The 13,390-nt window shown below is 56.1% G+C and carries 15 protein-coding genes; 13 read left to right on the top strand and 2 right to left on the bottom strand.

All coding sequences use genetic code 11. The features are described from left to right. The first annotated feature begins 399 nt into the window (after positions 1-399). Complete coding sequence (gene rsmD / locus V4U84_RS01580; RefSeq protein WP_334073027.1) at positions 400-996, top strand: 16S rRNA (guanine(966)-N(2))-methyltransferase RsmD; 597 nt, start codon at positions 400-402, stop codon at positions 994-996. A gap of 1 nt (position 997) precedes the next feature. Then, positions 998-1,501, top strand: coding sequence for a pantetheine-phosphate adenylyltransferase (gene coaD / locus V4U84_RS01575; RefSeq protein WP_334073026.1), 504 nt, complete (start codon positions 998-1,000; stop codon positions 1,499-1,501). Positions 1,502-1,517: 16 nt separating this feature from the next. On the opposite strand, the gene V4U84_RS01570 is transcribed toward coaD, so the two are convergent. Continuing rightward, entirely contained in the window at positions 1,518-2,735 is a 1,218-nt protein-coding gene (locus V4U84_RS01570) for a nucleoside recognition domain-containing protein (RefSeq protein WP_334073025.1), read from the bottom strand. An 83-nt stretch (positions 2,736-2,818) separates the two neighbouring features. Between V4U84_RS01570 and V4U84_RS01565 the strand changes: the two genes are divergently transcribed. Further along, positions 2,819-3,889 (top strand): SepM family pheromone-processing serine protease, encoded by a 1,071-nt coding sequence (locus tag V4U84_RS01565; RefSeq protein ID WP_334073024.1) that lies wholly within the window; start codon positions 2,819-2,821, stop codon positions 3,887-3,889. 5 nt (positions 3,890-3,894) lie between these two features. Here V4U84_RS01565 and V4U84_RS01560 read toward each other — a convergent pair whose 3' ends face one another. Then, the gene (locus V4U84_RS01560; RefSeq protein WP_334073023.1) at positions 3,895-5,130 is read right to left on the bottom strand and encodes a nucleotidyltransferase; all 1,236 of its coding nucleotides are present in this window, start codon (positions 5,128-5,130) and stop codon (positions 3,895-3,897) included. 169 nt (positions 5,131-5,299) lie between these two features. Here V4U84_RS01560 and V4U84_RS01555 point away from each other — a divergent pair, with 169 nt between their 5' ends. From V4U84_RS01555 to rnc, 10 genes are all read left to right on the top strand, one after another. After that, positions 5,300-5,815: a YceD family protein gene (locus V4U84_RS01555; protein ID WP_334073022.1), complete on the top strand. Its 516-nt coding sequence runs from the start codon at positions 5,300-5,302 to the stop codon at positions 5,813-5,815. 59 nt (positions 5,816-5,874) lie between these two features. Next, a complete protein-coding gene (gene rpmF, locus V4U84_RS01550) occupies positions 5,875-6,048 on the top strand; it encodes a 50S ribosomal protein L32 (protein WP_148449919.1) in 174 nt (57 codons plus the stop codon). Between the two features lie 531 nt (positions 6,049-6,579). After that, positions 6,580-7,176 (top strand): transcription factor FapR, encoded by a 597-nt coding sequence (fapR, locus tag V4U84_RS01545; RefSeq protein ID WP_213504851.1) that lies wholly within the window; start codon positions 6,580-6,582, stop codon positions 7,174-7,176. Beyond that, on the top strand, positions 7,160-8,158 hold the full coding sequence (plsX, locus tag V4U84_RS01540; protein WP_334073021.1) for a phosphate acyltransferase PlsX: 999 nt from the start codon (positions 7,160-7,162) through the stop codon (positions 8,156-8,158). Before fapR ends, plsX begins: the two co-directional genes overlap by 17 nt. Beyond that, positions 8,155-9,141: a beta-ketoacyl-ACP synthase III gene (locus tag V4U84_RS01535; protein ID WP_334073020.1), complete on the top strand. Its 987-nt coding sequence runs from the start codon at positions 8,155-8,157 to the stop codon at positions 9,139-9,141. Before plsX ends, V4U84_RS01535 begins: the two co-directional genes overlap by 4 nt. Positions 9,142-9,186: 45 nt before the next feature. Further along, a complete protein-coding gene (gene fabD / locus V4U84_RS01530; protein WP_334073019.1) occupies positions 9,187-10,122 on the top strand; it encodes an ACP S-malonyltransferase in 936 nt (311 codons plus the stop codon). A gap of 108 nt (positions 10,123-10,230) precedes the next feature. Beyond that, a complete protein-coding gene (gene fabG / locus V4U84_RS01525) occupies positions 10,231-10,980 on the top strand; it encodes a 3-oxoacyl-[acyl-carrier-protein] reductase (protein WP_334073018.1) in 750 nt (249 codons plus the stop codon). A 68-nt stretch (positions 10,981-11,048) separates the two neighbouring features. Beyond that, the gene (acpP, locus tag V4U84_RS01520; protein ID WP_018750834.1) at positions 11,049-11,282 is read left to right on the top strand and encodes an acyl carrier protein; all 234 of its coding nucleotides are present in this window, start codon (positions 11,049-11,051) and stop codon (positions 11,280-11,282) included. Positions 11,283-11,415: 133 nt separating this feature from the next. Continuing rightward, positions 11,416-12,654: a beta-ketoacyl-ACP synthase II gene (fabF, locus tag V4U84_RS01515; RefSeq protein ID WP_334073017.1), complete on the top strand. Its 1,239-nt coding sequence runs from the start codon at positions 11,416-11,418 to the stop codon at positions 12,652-12,654. Between the two features lie 12 nt (positions 12,655-12,666). Then, the gene (rnc, locus tag V4U84_RS01510) at positions 12,667-13,365 is read left to right on the top strand and encodes a ribonuclease III (RefSeq protein WP_334073016.1); all 699 of its coding nucleotides are present in this window, start codon (positions 12,667-12,669) and stop codon (positions 13,363-13,365) included. The last annotated feature ends 25 nt before the right edge of the window (positions 13,366-13,390 follow it).

Here is a 13,390-nt window from a genome sequence, read left to right as displayed (position 1 = left end):
GCTACAATGTTGCTATACTTAGCCGCTCATTTTGAACGGTTTTTTAATGATGTAAGACAAGTACAAATTCATAAGATAATTGTGAATTTGGTCATCAATCCATAAAAAAAAGGACAAAAACCTTCGTAGAATTCTTGCTACAAAGGCTTTTGTCCGGGCGCCCCTTGCGGGACGCCCATCATGGGAGAGGAGAAACCGGACGAAGAGCTTATGGGGAAACGTAAGTCTTCTCCGCGGTTGTCTACGACATTTGTGATGTCGATAGTACCATTCTGATCACTTTAAGGGTGGTTTATACATCCGAGCAAAGAAATGTTATGACGTTTCAATTTTTCATTCCCCGTGCGAGTGTGGTACGATAGCGTCAGGCATTTTTGCATGAAGGAAGGGAAGCGTAGCATGAGAGTCATATCGGGCAGCGCCCGGGGAAGAGCGCTGAAGGCGGTTCCCGGCATGGGGACGAGGCCCACGACCGACAAAGTCAAGGAGGCCCTGTTCAGCATGGTCGGGCCTTATTTTGAAGGGGGCAGCGCGCTGGATTTGTTTGCGGGCACCGGCGGCCTCGGAATTGAAGCCTTGAGCCGCGGCATGGACAAAGCGGTGTTCGTGGACTTGGATTATAAGAGTATTGAAGTGGTTCGCGCGAATTTGCGGACGGCGGGGCTTGAGGACAAAGCCGAGGTTTACAAAAATGACGCCGAACGGGCGCTCAAGGCGTTAGCCAAGCGCGAGGCGAAGTTTGATCTAGTCTTCCTGGATCCGCCCTATCGTTTAAAGCATGGGGACAAGCTGATGAATATGATGGGCGAACTGAATTTACTCCATCCCGGCGCAACGGTCGTATTGGAGTATGAATCCTCGTACGCTTATCCTGAGCGGATCGGGGGCTTTGTCGAGACAAGAAAGGCCCATTACGGCGAGACGGCCGTATCTATATACCTTTACAACGACGAGGATCATAAACTCCCGGTTCGAGAAGCGGGGGAGGAGGCATAAGATGGAACAACAAATCAAAAGGCCGCGGGTCGCGGTTTATCCGGGAAGCTTTGATCCGGTGACAAAAGGGCACATGGATATCATTCAGCGGGCGTCCCGCCAGTTCGACAAACTGATCGTCGCCGTGCTGAACAACTTGAGCAAAAATCCTTTGTTTACGGTAGACGAGCGCAAAGAATTGCTGGGCAAGGTTACGGCGCATTTGCCGAACGTGGAAATCGACAGTTTCCGGGATTTGCTCGTCAATTATATGGACTTGAAGCAGGCGCATGTCATCGTCAGAGGAATCCGGTCCGTCACGGATTTCGAATACGAGCTTCAACTGGCGTCGACGAACCACAAGCTGAACAGCGATGTGGAGACGATTTTTATGATGACGAATCCGAAATATTCCTACCTCAGTTCCAGCGTGGTGAAGGAAATCGCCAGCTTCCATGGAGACGTGGGCGATCTTGTTCCGGCGGATGTGGAGAAGGCGCTGAAGGAAAAGTTTGCGAAACTTTGAAGAATAGTCGGCCGCATTAATTCATTTTTTTCTTGTGAAAAAGCGAGATAAACAGAAATGCCGCAACCAAGAACAGCAGCAGCCAGAATTGGGCTTGCACGAGTCGGGAAATTTGTTCCCAGCCCGGAATGGGAAAAGAGTCCGCAGCAACGGGATGGATATCAAATTCCGCCGTAGTGGACTGCGCTTGGGGAATCCACTTGGTCATAGGACTCCAAAGCAGCAAAGTCAATACATAGGCGTATGCCCCGTGCACCAAACGCGTCAGCAGAAAATACCGCGCACCGCCCAGGCCGGCGGGCTTCAGGACCGACCTCGCCTGCAGGAAGGCGCAGATTCCGCTCCACCCAAGCAAAGCACTGAGAAGAGCGCAGACGATCGCCGGAGGAAGCGAAAGCTGGGCGGCTGCGTAGGTTCCCAAATGGACTTCCAGCAGACCGGCTACGAAGAAGGCGGGAACAAATCCGGGCAATATGCCAGTCAACACATGGATGACTACAGCAAATATAAGCATATAACCGCCGGTTGTCATCGAGATCTGTACTCCCGAGCTGACCGCGTCCCCCAGCAGCTTGCCGATACTGCGGCCGTCGGCGTTGCGGGCTTCCTCCATTTGCGCGAGCGCAAGGCGGAAGCGGGACGCCCGGGGCCGGGAGGAAGAGGTGGCGGCCGGCTTTGCTCTGTGTTCCGGGTTCGCGCCGCGATCCAGAAGATGAAGCGTAATGCCCGCGGCCAGGCCGCCGAGCCAATGCGCGGCGAGGAGCAGCAGCCCCCACTCCGGCCGTCCCCAAAAGCCGGTCCCAACCACAACCGCGATGAGCATTGGACTGGCAAAGTGGGCGGCGGCAGCCATCTTCTCCGCCTCAGTAGCCGAGATTTTTCCCTGTTTGTAGAGGGTGGCCGCGGATGCGGCGGCGGCAGGAAACCCGGCCGTAACACCGAGCGGCAGCACCCAGGCAAAAGAACCGGGCAGACCCAATCCTCTTCGGGTTAACGGCTCAACCAAGACGCCAAGCCCGTGAGCGAAGCCGCCGGCAAGCAAAATTTCAGACAGGACCAAAAAAGGCAGCAGGGCGGGAAACACGATCCGCCACCAGATGGATAACCCCTGGCCGGAAGCCTGAAAGGCCTCCCTGGGGTCGAGCATGATACAGACGACGAGCAGGACGGCGGACAGCCCGAAAAACAGCGTCGCCGAGAGTCTGCCTCCGGAAGTGGAGCTCTTGCTTGGCAAGGAGTTCACCTACTTTTTGAAAATTGAATATACAATGATGAATGAATTTGAATAGTACAAGATATGCGCGGGAGGCAAAGTACATGCCTTCGTCAAAGGGCGGCAAAGTCAGAGGGGGGGAGCGGGAATTGCGCAGAAGCAGATCGTCCGTCATTAAAGCGGGGCTTTATTTTATATCGTTGGCAATATTAATTTACGTCTTGGTGTACATGCCCACGCCTTACATGATCCATCAGCCCGGTTCGGCGGAAGAGATCAAACCGATGGTCAGTGTCAAGGAAGGGGATACGGCAGAGAAAGGAACATTTATGCTTACTACCGTTTCCGTCAGCTATGCGAATATCGCCATGCTGGTTACTTCACAGTTCCGGCCTCACACGGAAATCATCCGCAAGGAACCGGATCGGGATGAGGAGGAGTACCAGACCGAACAGCGCTACTACATGAATACCTCACAATCCAGCGCGATCATGGCGGCGTACAAATACGCCGGAGTCGAGTACAAGATCGTCCCGGAATACGTTTTTGTGATCGGTTTTTCCGACAAGATTACCCCCAAGGGAGACTTTCATCCGGGAGATATTATTAAGAAGGTGGATGGAAAAGCGGTTGAGAAGTTCGAGCAACTGGCGGAGCTCATGTCCGGAAAATCGGTGGGAGATCAAGTGGCGGTCGAATTGGAGCGAAACGGAGAAAAGGTTGAACAGCGGGTTGAGTTGGTGAAGCTTGGCGATACAAACGGGATTTCCAAGGTAGGGTTCGGGGTCAGCGTTGGGGAGGTACGAAAAATCCAGCCGCAGGATCCCGGCAAGGAGGTTCATTTTGCCGAAACCCGAATCGGCGGCCCTTCCGCCGGGTTGATGTTCTCCCTGGAAATTTATAATCAACTGACGCCCGGAGACTTGAGTAAAGGCTACCGCGTTGCCGGAACGGGCACGGTGGCCGAGGACGGAACGGTCGGGCCGATCGGCGGGGTCCAGTTTAAAATCGTCGCTTCCGATCGGGAGAAGGCGGATATATTTTTTGTCCCGGAGGACAATTATAAGGAAGCAAAGGCAAAGGCCGACGAGATCGGCACCTCGATGAAGCTGGTTCCGGTCAAGCGGGTCGATGATGCGTTAAATTATTTAAAGGAACTGTCGTACAAATCATAACGGTCTTACAATTGAAGCGGAGGTTGCCGATAGTCCCGCAAAATATCTTCCGCCGTTCTTATGATCATCGCATTTGCGTAAAGAGCGGAAGCTTTTAAATCAAGCGCCAACTGGAAGTGTGCTGTTCCGCTTGCAACCCGGGTTATGACGGGGAGGGCGGCCGTTTTTTTCATCGTTTTCAACAGCTTCCTGCCGGTCTCCGAAAAGCCCAACACCCGCAAGTATTGCGGCCCTTGCTCCAAAGACCAGGGGGACAGGGAATCGGCTGGATGCTGCAGCAATACATGCAGCAGCGTCCGTTGAAGCTTGGTATGCGTGTAGCGCTTTGTTTTGAGTTGCCGGAGCAGTTCGGATACCGAGGGGTGCTTTAAGTCGGATAATTGCTTTTTGATCCGGTACTCCAGCCCCTCGGTCATCTCGTGATGGGCTGCGAGCTCGCCGGGCGAGCAGGCGAGCAGCCGGTGAAACAACTGGGGCGCGAAGCGTTCCCAGTCCATTGGCCCCCGCCCGGCGGCGAACTCGCGGGCCAGTACGGCCGCCGTGAACGGCGGCACGTACGGCTCCGCGGCTGCAAGCCCGCGCGCCTTGGCCAGAAGCGCCCGCACAGCGGTGGCGCTGGCGATCGCGGCGTCCTGTGGCGCCGCGTCGTGGTAGCCCGCGGCCCGCCGCCGCACCGTCAGCGGCGCGATGCCGCTGGACAGCCGCCGCAGCGCGATCAGGTAATGCAGCCCCAAACTGTTGTTGGGCTGCATCAACAGCGCTCGCGCCTCGGCGGCATCGCCGCCCGCGCAGGTGCGGGCGGCCGCGGCGGCGTAGGCGGCGGGGTAGCTCGCACCGGTGGCGAGCTCCTCGCGGACCGCCGCCTGGAGGGCGGCGCTCTCGTCCGCCAGCCGCCCGGCGAGCGGCTGCAGGGCCTCGAGCGCCCCGGCCTCGCTGCCGAAGCAGAGATGCGTGACGACGCCCGTCGCCTGCAAGATGGCGACAGCGCCGTACGCGAACCATTCGGCCGGTTGTACCGCGTAGACCGCCGGCAGCTCCAGCACGAGGTCCACGCCGAGGCGCAGCGCCATTTCGGTCCGGGCCCATTTGCTGACGATCGCGGGCTCGCCACGCTGCAAAAAATCGCCGCTCATCACGGCGATCGCGGCTTCGGCGCCGGCGAGCCGTTTGGCTTCGGCGAAATGATAGGCATGTCCGTTGTGAAGCGGATTATATTCAACGATGAGTCCGACGGTATTCAAAGTTTGATCCCCTCTGCGGCACAGCTTCCCGCATTGCGCTTTAAACTATGCGCGGGCGGTTACTGCACGATGATTTTGTTTATTTAATATGAATAATAACACAGCAGAGCTGTTGACAAAACTTACTGGAAATCGGTATAATAAATTTTGTTTGTTTGGAGTGATACTCATGATCTTAAATTTTCGTCAGTTGGCGTCATCCGACGGCCCGGTGAAGTTCCGCCAGACGCTGGATGTCAGCCAGGTTATCAAGGGACGCAAGGATATTCAGGCGGCCGGACCGCTGAAAGCCGATCTTCAGGCCGAGCCTGCCGGCGGCGGAGTGGTGAAGGTGACCGGAACCCTTGCGGGCGAGCTGGACATGTTCTGTTCCCGATGTCTGAAGCCCTTGAACCACAAAGTCGATATCGAGTTTGAAGAACGCTTCAAGCAAAGCGATCATCCCGAGGCGGAAACGCAGGATGAAGATGAGGAACTGCAAGTGGTAGCCGAAGACCAACTGGATCTGAAGCCGTATTTGGAAGAGTCCTTTCTTCTGAACCTTCCGTTTGCGGCCTTGTGCAAGGAAGATTGCAAAGGACTTTGCCCTGCTTGCGGAACCGATCGCAATGAGCGAGATTGCGGCTGCAATACGGAAGTGATTGATCCTCGTCTGGCCTCGCTCGGCGATTTTTTCAAAAAGTAAACAACGAACAGCGTAAGAACACCGGAAACCCGGGTTGACTTGATAAGGAGGTGGGAACCATGGCAGTACCTCAACGGAGAACGTCCAAAACGCGCCGCGACAAACGTCGTACGCATTTCAAATTGGCTGTGCCGGGCATGGTAAAATGTGAACAATGCGGAGAATTGAAGCTTGCTCACCACGTATGCAAAGTTTGCGGAACATACAAATCGAGAGAAATTATCAACGCGTAAGCGACTGGGATTTCAAGAACTTCAGGTAGTATCTCATTTCGATGAGATACTATTTTTTTTGCATTACCGATCTCTTGGACACGGTCTCATCTTAGCAAGTCTCCACGGTTGCTCTTAAGGACGTAATAGCCGCTACTTTAGCCGAGGTAACCCATGAGAAATTGTAACGGTCATGAGCGCGGTGATTTCCCTGGATTTCCTTCACGACAGCTCTGTTTATGCGAAATAAGCGCTGTGGCGGCCGTTAGAATGGGAAATCGCCGTTTTCAGGGGAAATAACGGCTGTGGCAACCGTTAGCGTAATTTTTGCGAAGCAGGCTATTGTATTTCGATAATAAAGCGCAGATGTCCGGTATCCAAACGACCGGGGTCAACATGACGGAAGGCGGGCGGTTTGAAGCATTGCCTCTTTCTTTTTACGGGGAGATGTTTTATACTAGAATTTAGTACCAGGTTCTAAAAAATGATGTCATTATACTTAGAGTTGAGAATAGATTGAACTGATCCTCGGAGGGGATATCCATCGAACGTTTGCCGAAAAGAGCGAGACAGCAGCAGCTCGTGAAACTTATAGAGGAAAATCCGTTTGTGACGGATCAGGAGCTGACGCGTCAGCTTAAAGTCAGCATTCAGACGATTCGACTGGACCGCCTGGAGCTGGGAATCCCCGAGCTCAGGGAACGGATGAAGCTGATGGCGGAGCGTTCCTACGACCAGGTTCGGTCCCTGCCTCTGCATGAAGTGATCGGGGAAATCGTCGATCTCCAGCTGGACAAGAGCGGGATTTCCATCTTCGAAATCCGGGAGGAGCATGTTTTTTCCCGAACGGGAATTGCCCGGGGACACCATGTGTTCGCTCAGGCGAACTCCTTGGCCGTCGCCGTCATCAACGACGAGATCGCGCTGACGTTCTCCGCCGATATCCGGTTTATCCGCTCGGTTCATTTGGGGGAGAAATGCATCGCGAAGGCCTATGTGCGTCCGATGTCCGGCAACAAGGGCAAGGCTCGGGTCGAAGTATTCACCTATGTGGGAGAAGAGATGGTGTTTCAAGGGAACTTTGTCATCTACCGGTCGACCGCCGATGACAATCAAGAGGGAGGAAATAACCATGCGAATCGCGATTGATGCCATGGGCGGGGACCATGCGCCTAAGAGTACCGTGGAAGGCGCGATGGCCGCGGCCCGGGAATGGAGCGACATTCAAATCGTGCTCGTCGGCCGCAAGGAGGCCTTGGAGCCGCTGATGGCGGGGGCTCCGTCCAATCTGACGATCCATCATGCGGAAGAAGTGATTGAGGCGGAGGATGAACCCGTCAAGGCGGTCCGCCGCAAGAAGGACGCTTCGATGGTTGTGGCCGGACGGATGGTCCGCGAAGGCCAGGCGGACGCGATGATTTCGGCGGGCAATACGGGCGCGCTTATGACGACCGGCCTGCTCGTCGTCGGACGGCTGGAGGGGATCGAACGGCCGGCCCTGGCGCCGATGATTCCTACGCTGGACGGACGCGGCGTATTGGCGCTGGACCTGGGCGCAAATATGGACGCGAAGCCGGAGCATCTGGCGCAATACGCGCTGATGGGCAGTATTTACCGGCAAAGGGTTCACGGCATCGAGAAACCCCGCGTCGGCTTGCTGAACGTCGGAACCGAAGCGAAGAAGGGCAATGAATTGACGAAGGCGGCTTATCCGCTGCTGGAGGAGATGCCGATTGCGTTTGCCGGCAACGTCGAGGCGCGGGATATTCTGACGGGGGCTTGCGATGTGCTCGTTTGCGACGGTTTTGCCGGGAATATTCTGCTTAAAACTTTGGAAGGTACGGCCGGCGCCATGTTCTCCTTGCTGAAGCAGGAGTTCACCAAAACGCTGAAGAACAAGCTGGCGGCGGCAATGCTGATGCCATCCCTGAAGGGGCTTAAACAGACCATGGACTATAAGGAGCATGGCGGAGCTCCGCTGCTCGGGCTTAGCGGCCTGGTCGTCAAAGGGCACGGCTCCTCGGACAGGGATGCGATCAAAAACGCGGTGCGCCAGGCACGAACGGCCCTGCAGAGCCGGTTGACGGAAAGTATCGCGGAGGAAATCGGGAAACGGATGGTGCAATCATGAAATTTCGTTCAATAGGAATCGTAGGGTACGGCAAATATGTGCCCGAGAAGGTGTTGACCAACGCCGATTTGGAAAAAATGGTGGAGACGAACGACGAATGGATCGTATCGCGGACGGGCATCCGCGAGCGCCATATCGCCGCACCGGAGCAGGCGACGTCCGATCTGGCGTACGAGGCGGCGGTCCAGGCGCTGAAAACGGCCGGACTAGCGGCGGAGGATGTGGAACTGATCATCGTCGCGACCGTGACGCCGGATACGACATTTCCATCGACCGCCTGCATTTTGCAGGAGAAGCTGGGGGCGAAGAAAGCCGCCGCTTTCGACCTGTCCGCGGCATGTTCGGGCTTTGTTTACAGCATGGCTACGGCGAACGGTTTATTGCAGACCGGCATGTATAACAACGCCCTGATCATCGGGGCGGATACGTTGTCCCGGATTACCGATTACAGCGACCGGAACACTTGCGTCCTGTTCGGGGATGGAGCCGGGGCGGTCGTGCTGGGCGAAGTACCGGAAGGCCGCGGTTTTCTCTCCTTCGATCTAGGAGCGGAAGGCGCGGGCGGACCTTTGCTGAAGCTCGAAGGCGGCGGGTCCCGCCTCCCGGCATCGGAAGAAACGGTGAAGGGCGGCAAGCACTTTATTTACATGAACGGACGCGAGGTGTTCAAATTCGCGGTGCGGGTCATGGGGACGGCGACGGAGGAAGTGCTCCGCAAGGCGGGCAAGAGCAAAGAGGATATCGATCTTTTCGTGCCGCATCAGGCCAACATTCGGATCATTCAATCCGCGATGCAGCGGCTGGAATTGCCGGAAGAAAAATGCGTGATCAATGTGGACAAATATGCGAATACTTCGGCGGCTTCGATTCCGCTTGCCTTGGTTGAGGCGGCGGAAGAGGGACGGATGAAGGAAGGCGACACGGTGCTTCTGGTCGGCTTCGGTGGGGGATTGACCTGGGGCGCTTCCGTGCTCGTTTGGTAATTCGTGGTTTCTGATAAAGTAGGACAAGGAGGGCGTGATCGAAAGATGGGGAAGATCGCCTTTGTTTTTCCGGGACAGGGTTCCCAAAGTGTAGGAATGGGCAAAGATATGTATGACAGCGTGCCGGAGAGCCGACGCTTGTTCGAACAGGCGGATGAGGTTCTGGGCTTTCCGCTGTCCAAGCTGGTGTTTGAAGGGCCGGACAGCGATCTGAAGCAAACGGCCAATACGCAGCCGGCGCTGCTGACGACGAGTGTGGCGCTTTATCAAGCGTTCGCCGCCAAAGGGGTTAAACCGGACTTTATGGCCGGGCACAGCCTCGGCGAATACAGCGCTTTGACGGCGGCGGGCGCGCTGAAGTTCGAGGACGCTGTCGCAACCGTGCGGGCCCGCGGCGAGTTTATGGAGCAAGCGGTGCCCGGCGGCAAAGGCGCCATGGCGGCCATATTGGGCAGCGAGCGCGAGGCGCTGGCGGGGCTTTGCAAGGAGATCACGGACGGCGGAGACCTTGTCGAACTGGCCAATATCAATTGCCCGGGTCAAATCGTCGTCTCGGGAACCAAGGAAGGGATCGCCAAGGTTGTCGAGCGGGCGAAGGAGATCGGCGCCAAGCGGGCGATTCCGCTGGAAGTGAGCGGGCCGTTCCACTCGTCGTTGATGACATCGGCGGCGGAGCGGCTTCGGGCGAAGCTTGCCGAGGCGCAATTCCGCGACGCCGCGGTTCCTGTAGTCGCCAATGTGACGGCGCGCCCGGTTCAAAGCGCCGGGGAGCTTTCGGACCTTTTGGTTCGTCAAGTGTACAGCCCGGTACTCTGGGAAGACAGCGTGAAGTTTCTGATCGCCGAAGGTGTGGATACCTTTGTCGAATTGGGACCCGGCAGCGTACTGGCGGGCTTGATCAAGAAAATCGACAAGAGCGTCCGAATTCTTAACGTCAACGGGCTGGAGAGCCTGGAGTCATCGGCGGAAGCGCTCCGTTAGAAGATAAGGGCTGACAAGCTCATCCTTTTCTGGTATTTTTAAGCTTGACATTCCGTGGTTTGGAGTCCAAAAGGTATATCCTCTTTGGGGAAGGAGATGAATGACATTATGGCAATACCGCTTGAAGGGCAGAACGCCTTGGTTACGGGCGCATCCCGAGGAATCGGGCGCAGCATCGCCCTGGCCCTCGCCGGGGCCGGCGCGAATGTCGCGGTCAACTATGCCGGGAATGAACAGGCGGCCGCGAGCGTCGTGGCCGAAATCGAAGCGCTGGGCGTCAAAGCTTATGCGGTGAAGGCCCATGTCGGAAGCAGCGAACAGTTTGAAGGGATGGTCAAGGGCGTGCTTGACGCCTGGGGCAAGATCGACATCCTCGTAAACAACGCGGGAATCACTAGAGATAATCTTATTATGCGGATGAAAGAGGAAGAGTTCGACGAAGTCATCGAAACGAATCTGAAGGGCGTGTTCAACGGCATCAAAGCGGTCACGCGGCCGATGATGAAGCAGCGTTCCGGCCGAATCATCAACATCTCTTCGGTCGTCGGCTCGCTCGGCAATCCCGGGCAGGCCAACTATGTTGCCGCCAAGGCCGGCGTTATCGGCTTGACGAAATCGTCGGCCCGGGAGCTTGCTTCACGCGGAATCACCGTCAACTGCATCGCCCCCGGCTTTATCGAAACGGATATGACCGACCAGCTTTCTGAAGAACTTCGGGAAGGCATGCTGAAAGGCATTCCGCTCGCCAGGCTCGGTCAGCCGGAAGAGATTGGCAAAGTGGCCGTCTTTCTGGCGTCGGACAGCGCGTCCTATATGACCGGACAGACGCTGCACGTCGACGGCGGAATGTATATGTGATTTGCCCGCTATCGCTTCTGGCATTTTACTTTTAATTCTCGTATAATACCAAAGAGGAGGTGAACCGGATGTCCGATGTATTGGATCGCGTAAAACGCATTGTGGTGGATCGCCTTGGTGCTGATGAAGCCGAAGTTACGCTTGAAGCTTCTTTCAAAGATGATTTGGGTGCGGATTCTCTCGATGTCGTGGAATTGGTTATGGAACTCGAAGATGAATTCGACCTGGAAATTTCCGACGAAGATGCAGAGAAGATTACGACCGTAGGTGAAGTTGTAAACTACATACAATCTCATACCTAAAGTCATCTTTAAAAGTCCCGTACCTCCTTATTAAGCAGGCGGGACTTCTCCTCATCTTGAGAGGATGTTCAGGTTAGGACAAGGGCAACAACGAAGTAAGATTACACATGAAGTCTATACGAGGTGAGTGTGTTTGAAACATAGAGTAGTAGTGACCGGCATGGGCGCGGTGACGGCACTCGGACACGATCTTGAAACGTTCTGGGGCAACCTTACGCAAGGTAAATCCGGCGTATCCCGGATCGAGTCGTTCGATGTCAGCGAGTATCCGACCCAAATAGCCGCTTCGGTGAAAGACTTCAATCCCGAAGATTATATGGATCGCAAGGAAGCGAGAAAAATGGACCGCTTCGTCCAGTTCGCCGTAGCCGCGGCGACGACGGCTTTGAAGGACAGCGGCCTGAATATAGCCGAGCAGACCGACCCCGAGCGGGTTGGCGTCATGATTGGCTCGGGCATCGGGGGTTTGGGCACGTGGGAGGACCAGCACAACATTTTGCTGCAAAAAGGTCCTAAACGCGTCAGCCCATTCTTTATTCCCATGATGATCGCGAACATGGCCTCCGGGCATGTTTCGATCCTGTTCGGGGCCAAAGGCCCGAACAGCACGGCGGTGACTGCGTGCGCGACCGGAACTCATTCCATCGGCGATTCGTACAAGCTGATTCAGCGCGGCGATGCGGATGTGATGATTTGCGGCGGCGCGGAAGCAACGATCCGTCCAACCGGCCTCGCCGGCTTCTGCTCGATGCGGGCGATGTCGACGCGCAACGACGAGCCGGAGAAAGCCAGCCGGCCCTTCGACGCGGAGCGCGACGGTTTTGTCATGGGCGAAGGCTCGGGTATCCTCATTCTGGAGTCGTTGGAGCATGCGCAGAAACGTGGCGCCAAGATCTACGCCGAGGTGATCGGCTACGGACTTAGCGGCGATGCCCATCACATGACCGAACCGGACCCGAACGGACCGGAGCGGTGCATGAAGATGGCGATTCGCGATGCGGGCATCGATGCCTCCGAGGTGGATTACATCAACGCTCATGGCACATCGACGCCGGTGGGTGACCGCTCGGAGACGATTGCCATCAAGCAGGCGCTCGGTGATCATGCCTCCAAAGTCGCGGTCAGCTCGACCAAATCGATGACAGGCCATCTGCTCGGCGCAGCCGGCGGCGTGGAAGCGGTCATCTGCGGTCTGACGCTGCAGAACGGTGTTATTCCGCCAACGATCAATCTGGAGCACCCGGATCCGGAGTGCGACCTGGATTATGTTCCGAACGTAGCCAGACAAGCCGACGTCAAAGTGGCCATGTCCAACTCCTTCGGGTTCGGCGGGCATAACGCCACGATCATTCTGAAGAAATTCGAAGCGTAAGGGGACAGTCTGTTGAGCGGAGATCTGAAGCAGTTACAACAAAAACTTCAACTGGCATTCCAAAACAGACAGCTCTTGAAACAGGCCTTTACTCATGCGTCTTATGTGAATGAGCACCGGTTCAACCATCATGAGGATAACGAGCGTCTGGAATTTTTGGGAGATGCCGTGTTGGAACTGACGGTTTCGGAACATTTGTATCGGATTTTCCCGGACCGGCCCGAAGGAGAGTTGACCAAGCTGCGCGCGGCAATCGTCTGTGAGCCTTCCTTGGTCAAATTCGCGGAGAGCCTGGAGTTCGGAAAGTACGTCTTTCTGGGTAAAGGCGAGGAGTTGACCGGCGGCAGAACCCGTCCGGCGCTGCTGGCCGATGTTTTTGAATCCTTCATCGGCGCGCTTTACCTGGATCAGGGGCTTGAGGCGGTCACGTCGTTCCTGCATCAATACGTGTTCTCCCAGATTACCTTGGACGGCAAGCTCCAGACGACGGATTACAAAACCGAGCTGCAGGAGTTGACCCAACATCATAACATGGGCGTGCTGGAGTACCGGATCATCGAGGAGCGGGGACCAGCGCACGAGCGGGAATTCGTATCCGAGGTATACATGGAAGGACGGGGATTGGGCCGCGGAAGCGGCAGATCCAAGAAAGAGGCCGAACAGCAGGCGGCAGCCGTAGCGCTGGAGCGGTTGAAGCAGGATCTGTCGTAAGCGGACCATCCTTGAAGAAGAGCCG

This window comes from Paenibacillus sanfengchensis (assembly GCF_036864765.1).
GTDB lineage: Bacteria > Bacillota > Bacilli > Paenibacillales > Paenibacillaceae > Fontibacillus > Fontibacillus sanfengchensis.
This window is presented reverse-complemented; position numbering and strand designations above follow the sequence as displayed.

Bases quoted from the DNA above. Each gene is read 5' to 3' on its own strand.
- fabG (WP_334073018.1), top strand. From the start codon at position 10,231: ATGGCAATACCGCTTGAAGGGCAGAACGCCTTGGTTACGGGCGCATCC.
- fabD (WP_334073019.1), top strand. From the start codon at position 9,187: ATGGGGAAGATCGCCTTTGTTTTTCCGGGACAGGGTTCCCAAAGTGTA.
- rsmD (WP_334073027.1), top strand. From the start codon at position 400: ATGAGAGTCATATCGGGCAGCGCCCGGGGAAGAGCGCTGAAGGCGGTT.
- V4U84_RS01565 (WP_334073024.1), top strand. From the start codon at position 2,819: ATGCCTTCGTCAAAGGGCGGCAAAGTCAGAGGGGGGGAGCGGGAATTG.
- coaD (WP_334073026.1), top strand. From the start codon at position 998: ATGGAACAACAAATCAAAAGGCCGCGGGTCGCGGTTTATCCGGGAAGC.
- V4U84_RS01555 (WP_334073022.1), top strand. From the start codon at position 5,300: ATGATCTTAAATTTTCGTCAGTTGGCGTCATCCGACGGCCCGGTGAAG.
- plsX (WP_334073021.1), top strand. From the start codon at position 7,160: ATGCGAATCGCGATTGATGCCATGGGCGGGGACCATGCGCCTAAGAGT.
- acpP (WP_018750834.1), top strand. From the start codon at position 11,049: ATGTCCGATGTATTGGATCGCGTAAAACGCATTGTGGTGGATCGCCTT.
- V4U84_RS01535 (WP_334073020.1), top strand. From the start codon at position 8,155: ATGAAATTTCGTTCAATAGGAATCGTAGGGTACGGCAAATATGTGCCC.
- rpmF (WP_148449919.1), top strand. From the start codon at position 5,875: ATGGCAGTACCTCAACGGAGAACGTCCAAAACGCGCCGCGACAAACGT.